The organism is Streptococcus australis (genome assembly GCF_047463015.1).
Classification (GTDB): domain Bacteria; phylum Bacillota; class Bacilli; order Lactobacillales; family Streptococcaceae; genus Streptococcus; species Streptococcus australis_F.
The window spans coordinates 69,754-83,852 of sequence record NZ_JASHER010000007.1 but is presented as its reverse complement, the minus strand read 5'-3'; the positions used below and the strand labels follow the sequence as shown (position 1 = coordinate 83,852).

10 protein-coding genes are annotated in these 14,099 nt (G+C 42.4%); all 10 read left to right on the top strand.

Annotation, left to right across the window (positions count from 1 at the left end; translation table 11 throughout):
* The first annotated feature begins 100 nt into the window (after positions 1–100).
* Positions 101–2,308 carry a coiled-coil domain-containing protein gene (locus QM873_RS07565; protein ID WP_414279098.1) on the top strand — a complete coding sequence of 736 codons (2,208 nt, stop codon included), beginning with the start codon at positions 101–103 and terminating at the stop codon, positions 2,306–2,308.
* Between the two features lie 530 nt (positions 2,309–2,838).
* On the top strand, positions 2,839–4,656 hold the full coding sequence (locus QM873_RS07560; protein WP_023026859.1) for a CAP domain-containing protein: 1,818 nt from the start codon (positions 2,839–2,841) through the stop codon (positions 4,654–4,656).
* Positions 4,657–5,092: 436 nt separating this feature from the next.
* Positions 5,093–5,836: a DeoR/GlpR family DNA-binding transcription regulator gene (locus QM873_RS07555; protein WP_023023334.1), complete on the top strand. Its 744-nt coding sequence runs from the start codon at positions 5,093–5,095 to the stop codon at positions 5,834–5,836.
* Positions 5,833–6,744: a 1-phosphofructokinase gene (gene pfkB, locus QM873_RS07550; RefSeq protein ID WP_023023333.1), complete on the top strand. Its 912-nt coding sequence runs from the start codon at positions 5,833–5,835 to the stop codon at positions 6,742–6,744. Before QM873_RS07555 ends, pfkB begins: the two co-directional genes overlap by 4 nt.
* Positions 6,741–8,711 (top strand): PTS fructose transporter subunit IIABC, encoded by a 1,971-nt coding sequence (locus tag QM873_RS07545; protein ID WP_414279096.1) that lies wholly within the window; start codon positions 6,741–6,743, stop codon positions 8,709–8,711. Before pfkB ends, QM873_RS07545 begins: the two co-directional genes overlap by 4 nt.
* A gap of 297 nt (positions 8,712–9,008) precedes the next feature.
* Positions 9,009–9,383 (top strand): DUF1149 family protein, encoded by a 375-nt coding sequence (locus tag QM873_RS07540; RefSeq protein WP_006596301.1) that lies wholly within the window; start codon positions 9,009–9,011, stop codon positions 9,381–9,383.
* A 3-nt stretch (positions 9,384–9,386) separates the two neighbouring features.
* Positions 9,387–10,235, top strand: coding sequence for a DegV family protein (locus QM873_RS07535; RefSeq protein WP_414279095.1), 849 nt, complete (start codon positions 9,387–9,389; stop codon positions 10,233–10,235).
* Positions 10,236–10,244: 9 nt separating this feature from the next.
* On the top strand, positions 10,245–11,012 hold the full coding sequence (gene dapB / locus QM873_RS07530) for a 4-hydroxy-tetrahydrodipicolinate reductase (protein ID WP_195347829.1): 768 nt from the start codon (positions 10,245–10,247) through the stop codon (positions 11,010–11,012).
* Entirely contained in the window at positions 11,009–12,229 is a 1,221-nt protein-coding gene (locus QM873_RS07525) for a CCA tRNA nucleotidyltransferase (RefSeq protein ID WP_414279094.1), read from the top strand. The genes dapB and QM873_RS07525 overlap by 4 nt, the downstream gene beginning before the upstream one ends.
* Complete coding sequence (locus QM873_RS07520; RefSeq protein WP_414279093.1) at positions 12,226–14,097, top strand: ABC-F family ATP-binding cassette domain-containing protein; 1,872 nt, start codon at positions 12,226–12,228, stop codon at positions 14,095–14,097. Before QM873_RS07525 ends, QM873_RS07520 begins: the two co-directional genes overlap by 4 nt.
* Positions 14,098–14,099 lie beyond the last annotated feature (2 nt).

Sequence of the window (14,099 nt, the reverse complement as noted above, 5' to 3'; positions counted from 1 at the left end):
TAATAGAAAAAATCTTCCTCATCCTACTAGTTATTGGTAACAAAATGTGGTATCCTTATGGAGAGATAACAGATATGAAAAAGTGTTGGTGGTGTTTGCAATGGGCAAAAAAATAGGAAAATCAGTCTTTACAACGGGTGTCGCAGCGACAACCCTCTTTTCAGGTTTGTCCGGCCATAAGGCACAGGCTGAAGAGATTGTCCAGAACGATCCTGCCGATCAGCAATCGACGGATGTGACTGAAATGGATTCAAGTTTTATGGATAAAAATATCTTACATGACCAATTGCAAAAAGCTGAAAAAAGAGTCGAAGACCAACGGTTACGGCTGAACCAGGCTCAATCTGAATACAATGTCGCCAAATCAGGTCTGGAAGCTGCTGAAGCAAACCTAGAGACAACTGAAACGATGATTGAAGAATCCAATCAAACATCCCTTGGCAAAACTGAAAATGAAATTGCGGTTGCTGAGGCAGTTGTTACTCTAGAACAAGAAAAGGTACGCCAAGCAAGTGAGGCTGATAGTCAAGTTCGTTCTGCCATAAAGAGTCAAGAGAATAAAATTGCTGCCCAGCAGTTACTTGTTGATATCGCAGGAAATGAATTAAGAAAAGCCAAACAACCCATCCAGAATGATGAGGCAGTATTAGCACAGGCACAGCTAAAAGAGGAGCAGGCGCAAAACGAATTAAAAATAGCTCAAACCTTAGTGCTAAATCTGACAGAAACTCAATCCAAAGCGCCCTATGTCTTAAAGCAAGTTTCCAGCGAAATTGCGGGAGTACAGAAAAAAGTTGAAAAATTAACTTATCAAATCTCCCAAAAATTAGTAGAGTTAGAAAAAGTCCGTGAAGCGGCCATGGCTAGTCCAATCAATCTTCAAGAGACAAGCTATGAGACTTTGTTAGAGGAGTGGGCCAAGGCTGGTGACCAAGGTGCTGTTGAAGCTATGTCGCTTTATCATCGTGGGCGTGTAGAGGACCAGCTGACAGGTGGAAAGGCCACTAGATTAGATAACGTCCTAAAAGCGTTAGAAATTGTAGATACCATTAATCAGTACCGTCGCCAGGCAGGTTTAGGTGAGCTCTTGGTCGCTCCTTATCAATTACCGGTTAGTCAACTTCAAACGCACTATCATCAAAACCATGGACAAGCCCTGTCCAACTGGCAAGAGAATGAATTGATTGCTTGGGGCTATCGGCCTAGGGAGGCTGTTGCCTTCTGGTATAGTGAAAAGGAACTGTATCATCAAATTGCTCATCAATACGGTTTACCAATAGATGAAAGTCAACTAGATCCTAGCCAAATCTCTAAGAAAGTGGGAGCGGAGTTATTTGCTAAGATTGGACACTATGTCCAAATGATGGGGAATCAATATAAGGCCATTTCAGTTGCCTATGATCCAGATTTAGAGGTATCTCAAGTAGCTTTCTTTGAAGAGTCATCCCCCCTTTATACCAGTGAAGAACTGACAAAGTGGGTGAGAAACGTTGCCAATGCAAGGACGACAAAAGCGGATGTAAAGACTGTCAAAAATGCTTTGGAGAGTCTAAAAGTTGAAAGAACAAATCAAGAATCCCGCATCAATATCCTTTCTGGTCATTTATTCGATGTCAAGACTTCTCTTGCAAGTCATGAGCAACTATTAGCGCGTGCTCAAAACAAGCTAGCTTTAGCGATGAAGAAATGGCGAGCTGCGTCAACAGAGACCAAGGAAGCAGCAAGTTCACTGGCAGTTTCACGAGCTCGTATACAGGGAGCGATTATCCCCAAAGAAGAGGCCTTGAAAAATGCCATTTTAGCACTAGAGGAAGATAAAAAGCAATTAGAAGTTTTACAAAATGCAGCGAGAGAGACTGCATCTAAGCTTGAAGGAGCACAGGCACAACTTCAACTTGCAAAAAATCAATTAGCACAAGTCAAAGGGCATCTGAAACTGTTCACCGATGCATCTGAATTGCTAGTAGATGCGCAAGCCTTGGTTGCCTCTGCTAAAACTGAAGTCGAGGAGAAAAAAGTACAATTTGAGGCAGAGTTTGAAATCTTTATGGCTTATCAAAAAGAGGCTAGAGATTTCAGGAGTCGGATAGAGAAGATTCAATCAAGTGAAGATGAAGAAAAATCTGCAGTAGCAGGAGAGGAAGAAGGAACTTATCCGGCTCAACTTTCTCCACATGATTCTAGTCAAACAGAGAATTCGTTACAAGCTGAAGATGACTTTCAAGAAACTGCAGAAAGAGAAGAAGCAAAGAGTAAAAAGGGATTATCTAAATGGTTCCGAGGACTTGGGTTTAAAAAAGACCAATAGCTGTAAAAATGTCATCTAGCAACTGCTTAAAAGAGAGAGCGAATTCGTTCTCTCTTTTTGTATATTCTAGATGATTGTAGAAACAGCAAAAAATTACATAGGCGTGAAGCCTAATCTGCTCTTCTAAAACAATAGTATAATACTATCCTATTGTTTTATCCTTTATAACCATACCATTTGAAAGGCTAAAAATGAAGTAAATAATAGCTGTATAAAGAATGAGTATAGTTCTATGAGTAAAATAAGAAGGTACTCAAATTATTTGCTATTCAAAACTTTCTGTGTTATAATTCTCACAAAGGAAGAAAAAGTATCGATACTAAATATGCTGTTGTTATCAGTTTTTTAGGCAAAAATATGTGGGAATCTGACTGAAGTGTTCATTTTAAAAATAGGCCTTAGAAATAAATGAATATCTCATTCAGGAGCTCTCAAACCCTATATAAACTGGAAAAACAGCCAAATTAAACTTATGCATAGGTATTTTCATCCTTTTTATTTATAATACTATCCTAATGGAGATTATTGATATGGATAAAAAATATAGATATGTAACTCGGGCTATCTTGGCCTCTGCTGTAGCAGTTCCAGTTTTTGCTGCGTCAAACGTTCAAGCTGAAAGCTATAGCTGGAATACAAGTCGTTATGCCTATAGCTACTATACCCCAAGCTACAGTAACTATGGATATAATAATTACAACTATAACTATGGGTATAATAATTATGATTATTACTATGGTTACAACAATTATAACTATGGAAATTACGGCTATAACTATGGAAATTACGGCTATAACTATGGTTATAACAATTGGAATAACTACTATGGCTACAACAATCTCACACGTGATGAAAACTACATCTACTGGAATGGTAATCACTACTATCGCATGAATGATGGCACTTACCGGATCTACCGTAATGGCCAGTGGCAACCGTTGACCAATCGTAATAACTCTAGAAATAATCTAGCCAACGACCCGCATTACCTTTATGAGAATGGTTACCATTATTATTTATTAGAGAATGGGGATTACTATTACTATGAGAATGGTAAATGGGTATTTGTAAAAAATTCTAGTGAAACAGAAAACCCTGTAACGCCGGATACTCCAACACCTACTCCAAATCCTACTCCAACACCAGAGGAACCAAACCCAACTGATAAACCGGACCAACCGGTGGAACCTTCAGAACCGGCTACACCAGAAGATACTGGTAACTTGGTCTTCCCTGAGAATCCTCCATTTGTAGGTGCAGATGGTGAGTTTGATCCATTCACCCCAACTCCAGAGAATCCAGCGGATCCGAAGCCAGAAGTGCCGGTTCAACCTGAAGTACCTGGTAATGATGGTTTAGTAACAACAGATCAGCCAAGTGAAAACCAAATTCCACCATATGTTGAAGCACCAGCAGAAGGATTAGAACACCTTCCTTGGGCACCAAACGGACGTGTTCCTAAGTTGGTCTACCCACCTGGTAAGCCTGGATCAGCTGCATTGCGTAATGATAAGAACTATTACTTTGATGGGACAACTCATTACTACTATGTACCATCTGATACTGAAGCTACAGGATATTCTGCGTACTGGAAGTGGATTGATGGAAAATGGAAACTTCAAGGTATGACTGATCCAACTGACCCTGCCATCGATCCAAAATTCCACGAAGATGCAAAAGATGACGAGTATGCTTATAGCGATCGCGACTCAAGCGTGAAACTATACTCTACCAATGTGGTGGAAACAGTCAAAGCCGGCCAACCTTTACCGTTTAAAAACGTCGAAGAGTTTAAGGACTATGTCATTAAGAAAATGAATCCTAAGTTCATTGACAATGCTGGCTGGGATGCAAAAGTAGAATGGGAAATTGAAGACCCTGAACTCTTTGAACAATCAAAAGATAACCCATGGGCAAAAGACTATGTCTTAATTGCTAATCTAAAGAGTGGTGTTGACGAAAAAGAATACAAAGACGTTGAATTCGGCTATGTGAAATTCGTATTCCGTGTAGAAGCAACAGACGACACTAACTATATTTCTTTAGATAAGGCTAAAGAAGCATTTACCAAAATTAATGAACTAAGAAAAGCTCAAGGCTTGAAAGAGTTGACTTGGTCTGATGATATCTACAACAATCTTGCTCTTCCAAAAGCAAATCAAATCTCAAGACAGTACGATAGTACTGGATTTGTAGCTCGCCGTGAAGAAGATTCAGCAACTGTGGCAACAAAATGGTTCAACAGTGGCTTGCGTGAATTGTTACTAGATCCAAACGCAACTGAAGGAGCTGTAGCAGCAGTTGTAAATGGAGATGGATACTATTATTGGGCTTACAATTATAAATAATAGTCATGATGGATCATTACTTCCAATGGAAGAAGGATTATTCTGATGACAAAAAGAGGCTGGGACAAAAGTCCTAGCCTCTTAATTGTCTTTGGATTATCGAGCAAGACGCAGTGATTGAGTGGGCTCTATGACGCTGATTTCATCAGCTTTTACAGCCCTACTCAACTGTGCGGAGGTGGGACGACGAAATCGAATTCTAACGAATGACCGATTTCTGTCCCACTCTCTTTTTCACGTGAAGAAAGTTGAAATTGAAGATTTTTAAAAGGATTCACAGGGCTATGATGGATGGTCAAATACTGAGATTAAAAGAGAGAGTGAAAGAAATTGATAGAAAAAACGACAAAAAATGAAAGAAAATGATATTTAATGCTTGACTTTGAAAGATAAGATAGTATAATAGTCCTTGTAATCGTTTCCGAAAGGAGCTTGTATGTTAAAATCTGAACGAAAACACATCATTTTAGAAAAGGTTATCAAAGAGCGAATCGTTTCTATTGAAGATTTGGTTCAAGAGCTAAACTCTTCAGAATCAACGATTCGACGTGATTTGGATGAATTAGAAGCTGAGAATAAACTGAGACGAATTCACGGTGGGGCTGAAAGTCTTCATTCCTTGCAGGAAGAAGAAAGCAATAAAGATAAAGCAATCAAAAACGTGCAAGAAAAATCTGCCATTGCAAAAAAAGCAGCAGAATTGATCAAAGATTTTGAAGTTGTCTTTATCGATGCAGGAACCACCAATGAATTACTGGTTCATGAATTGGCCAACCCAACCGTAACAGTTGTGACTAATTCCATCCACCATGCAGCTAGTTTAGTAGAGAGAGACATTCCAACGGTCATCATCGGCGGGATGGTCAAGACTTCGACTGACGCTAGCATCGGAGGAATGGCTTTGAATCAAATCGGCCAGTTGAGCTTTGATCGAGCTTTTATTGGAATGAATGGCGTCGACCTAGAGTCGTACAGCACACCGGATCTTGAAGAGGGGGCCGTTAAACGCGCCATTCTAGAGAATGCAAAGAATACTTATATTCTTCTAGACTCGTCGAAACTTGGACGGACATCTTTTGTCAAGGTAGCTCCGGTTAAGAGAGCAACCATTATTACTAATACTTCGGATACGGAAATCCTTTCTAAATTAAAAGAGAAAACGGAGGTTATAGAGGTTTGATTTATACAGTAACACTGAATCCTGCCATTGACTATATTGTCCGTCTCGATCATGTAGAGACAGGGGCGGTCAATCGGATGGCTTCGGAAGATAAATTCGCCGGTGGTAAGGGAATCAATGTCAGTCGTGTCTTGAAGCGACTCGATATCGAGAACACAGCAACTGGGTTTATCGGTGGTTTTACCGGACGCTTCATCGAAGATGTCCTTACGAGCGAAGCTATTTCAACCAACTTTGTGACCGTGGACCAAGATACACGGATCAATGTCAAGATCAAAGCCGATGAGGAAACAGAGATCAATGGCAACGGTCCAGAAGTGACGGAAGCTCAGTTGCAAGAATTGCTTAGCATCCTATCGAGCTTATCAGCAGATGATGTGGTAGTCTTTGCAGGCTCTGCCCCATCTTCACTTGGAAATGCTGTTTACAAACAATTGATTGCAGCAACCCGTGCGACAGGCGCACAAGTGGTTTGCGACTTTGAAGGGCAAACCTTGATTGACTCCTTGGAGTTCAACCCCCAATTGGTCAAACCAAACAACCATGAATTGGGAGCCATTTTTGGAGTGACCTTGACGGAATTGCCAGAAATTGAACGCTACGCCAAAGAAATCTTGGCCGAAGGAGCACAAAACGTCATTATTTCCATGGCGGGCGATGGAGCTCTTCTAGTCAGTCCAAGTGGTACCTACTTCGCAAAACCTATCAAAGGGCAAGTGAAGAACTCAGTCGGGGCTGGTGATTCCATGGTGGCAGGCTTCACTGGGAAGCTCGCAATGACAGGAGACGTCATCGAAGCCTTCAAATGGGGCGTGGCTTGTGGAACAGCGACCACTTTCTCCGATGATTTGGCGACAGCGGACTATATCAAAGAAATTTATGAAAAAGTAGAGGTAGAAAAACTATGAAAATTCAAGACGTTTTAAATAAAAACGTGATGTTGTTTGATCTTCAAGCAACAGACAAAGAGGGCGTAATCAATGAGATGGTCCAATCGCTCGTTGACAATGGTGTGGTGACAGATTTTGAAACTTTCAAAGCTGGCATCATGAACCGTGAAGCGCAAACTTCCACTGGTTTGGGCGAAGGGATTGCTATGCCTCACAGCAAAAACGAAGCTGTCAAAGAAGCAACGGTCTTGTTTGCAAAATCAAACAAAGGTGTTGATTACGCATCACTTGATGGGCAACCGACTGATTTGTTCTTCATGATCGCAGCTCCAGAAGGAGCAAACGATACTCACTTGGCAGCCCTTGCTGAATTGTCTAAGTACTTGATGAAACCAGGATTTGCGGATAAACTTCGCCAAGCGAGCACACCTGAGCAAGTGATCGCAGCCTTTGATGCAGAAGAGCAAGAAGCTGCAGCAGAAGAAGCCAAAAAAGCAGAAGCAGTCAAAGAAGCAGCTTCATCTGACAAGCCTCTCATCGTTGCCGTTACAGCATGTACAACAGGTATCGCCCACACTTACATGGCAGAAGAAGCCCTCATCAAAAAAGGTGAAGAAATGGGTGTTACGGTCCGCGTTGAAACAAACGGGGCATCAGGTGTCGGCAACCGCTTGACAGCTGAAGAAATTGCCAAAGCTGAAGGGGTGATCATCGCAGCGGACAAAGCAGTTGAAACCGCTCGTTTCGATGGTAAAAAATTGATCTCTAAACCAGTCGCAGCTGGTATCCGTCAGACTGAAGAATTGATCCAAAACATCCTGGATGGCAAAGCAGAAGTCTTCCACGCTGAAAATGCTGCAGAAGCTAGCGCTAGCCAAGAAAAATTAAGCTTGGGTGGAGCTTTCTACAAACACTTGATGAGTGGGGTTTCTCAAATGCTTCCATTCGTTATCGGTGGTGGGATCTTGATCGCCCTTGCCTTCTTGATCGACCAAATTCTTGGGGTGCCTCAAGATCAATTGTCTCAACTTGGTTCATACCATGAATTAGCAGCTCAATTTAAAACAATCGGTGGTGCAGCCTTTGGCTTCATGCTTCCTGTACTTGCAGGGTACATCGGATTCTCCATCGCTGAAAAACCTGGTTTTGTAGCAGGTTTCGTTGCTGGTTCCATTGCAAGCTCAGGTTCGGCATTTGGTAACATCGCTTTCGGTGCTGCTAAAGGCGAATTGCCAGCCGCCGTATCATCTGGTTTCCTTGGAGCGTTGGTAGGTGGTTTCCTTGCGGGTGGAGTCGTTCTCTTCCTACGCAAAGCACTTGCAGGTCTTCCACGTTCCCTCGATGGTATTCGCTCGATCCTTCTCTTGCCATTACTTGGTGTTGGTTTGACAGGATTCTTGATGTTCCTTATCAACATTCCAATGTCAGCGATCAATACCTCTTTGAACAACTTCTTGACTAGCTTATCAGGTAGCTCGGCAGTTCTTCTTGGTCTCCTTGTTGGTGGTATGATGGCTGTCGATATGGGTGGACCAGTCAACAAAGCGGCTTATGTATTCGGTACAAGTACGTTGACAGCTTCAGCACTTACTAGTGGTGGTTCAACCGTTATGGCAGCCGTTATGGCAGCTGGTATGGTTCCTCCATTGGCAGTCTTTGTAGCAACTGTCTTATTCAAAGACAAATTTACAGAAGAAGAGCGCAACTCAGGTTTGACAAACATTATCATGGGTCTTTCCTTCATCACAGAAGGTGCCATTCCATTCGGTGCAGCTGACCCAGCTCGTGCCATCCCAAGCTTCATCGCAGGTTCAGCATTGACAGGTGCCCTTGTTGGTCTCGCAGGATTGAAACTGATGGCTCCTCACGGAGGAATCTTCGTTATTGCCCTTACTTCAAATCCGCTTCTTTACATCTTGTTCGTATTGATCGGTGCAGTCGTAAGTGGTATCTTGTTCGGATTGCTTCGCAAACCTAAAAATTAATCATATCTAACAGAGGCTGGGACAAAAGTCCTAGCCTTTCAATTGTCTTTTGATTGTCGAGCAAGACGCAGTGGTTGAGTGGGCTCTACTACGCTGATTTCATCAGCTTTTACAGCCCTACTCAACTGTGCGGAGGTGGGACGACGAAATCGAATTCTAACGAATTACCGATTTCTGTCCCACTCTCTTTTCTTCTTTCTGTGATAGAAAACAGTGTGAAAAGACATAGTTCTGCAATAGAATCTTGATTTAATTTGTGGTATAATTTTCATAACGCTTATTTTTAGGAGAACAAGTATGGATATCCAACGTGAAAAAGAATTTGTCAGCCAGTATCATTATGATGCTCGTAACTTTGAATGGGAAAAAGAAAATGGTACTCCCGAGACAAAAGTAGACGTCAACTTTCAATTGATTCAACGCGATACAGAGTTAAAGACAACCTCTTTAATTGTCATTTTGACCTATATGATTGTCTTTGATGGCTTTGTCATCAGCGGGACCATTACCCAAATCAACCACATTCACAATCGTTTAGTCAGCGAGCCAAGCGAATTCAGCAAAGAAGAAGTAGAAGAATTAGCTCGTCCTTGCTTGAATATGCTGAACCGTCTGACCTATGAAGTTACTGAAATCGCCCTTGATTTACCAGGAATCAATTTGGAGTTTTAATGCATGAAATTAGCAGTCATCACAGATTCTTCTGCCTATCTATCAGATGAATCAAGAGGACACGATAATTTATTTGTCCTAGATATTCCAGTTGTCATTGATGGAGTATCTTACGTAGAAGGTAAAAACCTGACAGCAAAAGAGTTTTATCAAAAGATGGAAGCTTCGTCTGAACTTCCGAAAACGAGTCAACCTAGTATCGCGGAATTAGAAGAACTCTTGATGCAACTAGAAGATAAAGGCTATACCCATGTTTTAGGGATTTTCCTTTCTTCTGGCATTTCTGGATTTTATCAGAATATCCAGTATTTGAAGGAAGAGTTCCCGAATCTAACTATTGCTTTTCCAGATTCTAAGATTACTAGTGCCCCACTTGGGTGGATGGCCGAAGAAGCTATCAAATGGGCAGATGAAGGTCGATCATTCGATGAAATCCTGGCCAATATTCAGATGCAAATCGATGGGACTTCTGCCTATATTATGGTAGATGATCTCAATCATTTGGTCAAAGGTGGCCGTCTCTCTAATGGAGCTGCAATCCTTGGGAATCTTCTCAGCATCAAGCCCATCCTCTATTTTAACGAGGAAGGCGTGATTGAAGTGTATGAGAAAGTTCGTACTGAGAAAAAAGCCATTAAACGTTTAGCTGAGATTGTCAAAGAAGGAACTGCGGATAAAGACCATCAGATCATTATCATTCATGGGAATGCACTGGATAAAGCAGAAACACTTCGCGATATTCTTCATCAAGAAGGTTTTGCTGGTGAGATTCCATTTGCGACTTTTGGCAGTGTCATTGGTACACACTTAGGAAATCATAGCGTTGCTATTAGTTTTGTACCAAAAGTATAAGGAGAAAACATGCCGATTAAAGTAGTGATTGCAGGTTTTAAAGGGCGAATGGGTCAAGCAACTTATCACATGGTGTTAGAGGATCCTGAGCTAGAATTAGTCGGCTTGATTGATCCCCATGCGTCTGAAAAAGAACTAGCAGGTGTTCCAATCTTTACCACCAAGGAAGGGATTTTGTCCCTTGATGCGGATGTGTGGATTGACTTCACCATTCCTAAAGTTGCTTATGAACATACCCGCTTTGCTTTGGAGCATGGACTAGCGCCTGTAGTTGGGACAACAGGGTTTACAACGGAAGAAATCACTGACTTGATTGAATTGTCTCGTGAGAAGAATCTTGGAGGCCTCATTGCGCCAAACTTTGCCATTGGAGCAGTATTGCTCATGCAATTTGCAGCGCAAGCAGCCAAGTACTTTCCAAATGTAGAGATTATCGAGTTGCACCACGATAAGAAGAAGGATGCACCGAGTGGGACTGCTGTGAAGACAGCTGAGCTAATCAGTCAGGTTCGTCAACCACAAGAGCAGGGAGCGCCAGATGAAGAAGAAAGCCTTCCAGGTGCACGCGGTGCCAACTACCAAGGCATGCATATTCATTCGGTTCGCTTGCCTGGTCTGGTAGCCCATCAAGAAGTGATTTTCGGTAGTCAAGGAGAAGGATTGACCTTACGCCACGATTCATACGATCGGGTGTCCTTCATGACAGGGGTCAATCTAGGAGTAAAAGAAGTAGTCAAGCGTCATGAGCTTGTCTATGGTTTAGAACATCTATTATGAGATTAAAAAAACTGCCTTCTGAATTTCAGGAGGCTTTGCCAATATTAGAAAAGATTCGTAGAGCTGGTTATGAAGCCTATTTTGTCGGTGGCTCTGTGAGAGACGCCATTTTAGGTCGTCCCATCCACGATGTCGATATCGCTTCCTCCTCTTACCCAGAAGAGACCAAGGCTATTTTTGAGCGAACCATTGATGTCGGGATTGAACACGGGACGGTTTTGGTTCTTGAAAAACATCAAGAATATGAAATTACAACCTTTCGGACAGAGGATGTCTATGTCGATTTTCGAAGACCAAGTGCGGTTAATTTTGTCCGTTCCTTGGAAGAAGATCTCAAACGTCGCGATTTTACAGTCAATGCCTTTGCTTTGAGTGAGGAAGGGGAAATTATTGACCTCTTCAACGGATTAGAAGATTTGGAGAATCGGGTTTTACGAGCTGTAGGTGTAGCGACAGAACGTTTTAACGAAGATGCCCTTCGGATCATGCGTGGTTTTCGCTTTCAGGCCAGTCTTGGGTTTGATCTAGAAGAAGAGACCTTTAAGGCCATGGCAGATTGTGCCCCCTTGTTGGAGAAAATCTCTGTCGAGCGTATCTTTATTGAATTGGATAAGCTCCTCTTAGCTCCTTTTTGGCGCAAGGGCTTGGAGGGTGTGATTGCTAGCCAGAGCTATCAGTATCTTCCTCTCTTACAGAATAGTCGCTCGTCACTAGAGAAATTTTTCCAACTGAAGATGGACTATACCTTTACGAGTTCAGAACAAGCTTGGGCTGCCTTACTCTTAACCTTAGATGAGAATAAGGTCTCTGCTTTTTTCAAGAAATGGAAAACGTCACGTGACTTTGCTAAGAAGGTAGAACAGCTGGTTGAAATCTACCGCTTGCGTGAAAAGGCCAGCTTAAATCGTCGGGATGTGTATCGTTACGATCGCAATCTCCTCTTGTCAGCGGAAGAACTACGTCAGGCTCATGGCTTGCCCGTAGATTACCAAGTCATCGAAGAATTGTATGATAGTCTAGCTATTCATGATAAACACGAAATTGTAGTCAATGGTGGGATGCTGATGAAGGAATACAACTTAAAACCAGGTCCAAGTCTAGGACAAGTGCTATCTGCCATTGAATGGGCCATTGTAGATGGTGAATTAGAGAATGACAAAAAAGCGATTGGGAATTTTTTGAGCCACTATCTTGAAGAGATGAAGGGAGAAGCATGAGCGATTTTATCGTTGAAAAACTAACCAAGTCCGTCGGGGATAAGACGGTTTTTAAAGAGATTTCTTTTATCATTCATGAGCTGGACCGGATTGGACTAATCGGGGTCAATGGGACTGGGAAAACAACTCTCTTAGATGTTTTGTCTGGTCGTTCAGGCTATGACGGAGATCGTTCTCCTTTTTCTGCAAAGAATGATTATAAGATTGGTTATCTGACCCAAGAACCTCAATTTGATGATAGCAAGACAGTCCTCGATACAGTGTTGTCAGAAGATGTGAAAGAACTCCAATTGATTCGTCAGTATGAACTGTTGACGAGCCAGTACGATGAAAGTCAGCAAGTGAAACTGGAAAAAGTCATGGCGGAGATGGACTCTCTCAATGCATGGGAGATCGAAAGCCAGGTCAAAACAGTCCTAACCAAACTGGGCATTCAGGATCTATCTGCTAATGTTGGTAGTTTATCGGGCGGCTTGCGTCGCCGTGTCCAGCTGGCACAGGTACTCCTAGGAGACCATGATTTGCTGCTGTTGGATGAACCAACCAACCATTTGGATATTGATACCATTGAATGGTTGACCAATTTTTTGAAGAACTCTAAGAAAACCGTTCTTTTTATCACCCATGACCGTTATTTCTTGGATAATATTTCAACTCGTATTTTTGAGCTGGATCGTGCTGGTCTAGTTGAATACCAAGGGAACTACCAGGATTATGTCCGCTTGAAAGCTGAGCAGGACGAACGAGATGCGGCTCTTCTTCACAAGAAGCAGCAGCTCTATAAGCAAGAATTGACCTGGATGCGTCGGCAACCGCAGGCGCGTGCTACCAAGCAACAGGCGCGGATCAATCGCTTCCACGACCTCAAGAAGGACCTATCCGACCAGACAACAGAAACAGATTTGGAAATGTCCTTTGAAACTAGTCGGATCGGTAAGAAAGTCATTGAATTTCAAGATGTCGATTTCGCCTATGACCAAGGGCCGATTCTGCAGCAGTTTAACCTATTGGTTCAAAACAAGGATCGGATTGGAATTGTGGGTGATAACGGTGTTGGGAAATCAACCCTGCTTAATCTGATTGCCGGGAAACTCCAACCGACTGCTGGAAAGGTCCTTATCGGAGAAACGGTGCGAATTGCTTACTTCTCGCAGCAGATCGAAGGTTTAGATGAAAGTAAGCGGATGATTAACTTCCTGCAAGAAGTAGCAGAAGAAGTCAAGACTAGTGCAGGATCTACATCGATTGCGGAGCTGCTGGAACAATTTCTCTTTCCGCGTTCGACCCATGGCACCTTGATTGAGAAACTTTCTGGTGGGGAGAAGAAGCGTCTTTATCTCTTGAAACTTCTCATCGAAAAACCAAATGTCTTGCTCTTGGACGAACCGACCAATGATTTGGATATCGCGACCTTGACAGTGTTAGAGAACTTCCTACAAGGCTTTGGTGGACCAGTCATCACCGTTAGCCACGATCGTTATTTTCTAGATAAGGTTGCTTCAAAAATTTTAGCTTTTGAAAATGGTGGCATCCGCGAATTCTTTGGAAATTATACGGATTACTTAGATGAGAAAAAGTTTGAGCTAGAAATGGTTGCCGAAAGTAGCAAACCTGAAAAAGAAAAGGTAGTCAAAGTCCGGGAAGAAAAGAAACGGATGAGCTACCAGGAAAAGCAGGAGTGGGCGACCATTGAGAGTGAGATTGAAGAGATTGAAAACAAAATCGCAACCATCGAGACTGAGATGAATGAGAATGGTTCTGACTTCGGTAAGTTGGCCAGTCTCCAACGTCAGATGGATGAAGAAAACGAGCGGCTCTTAGCCAAGTATGAACGGTATGAGTACTTGAGTGAGTTGGCAGAAAACTAAAG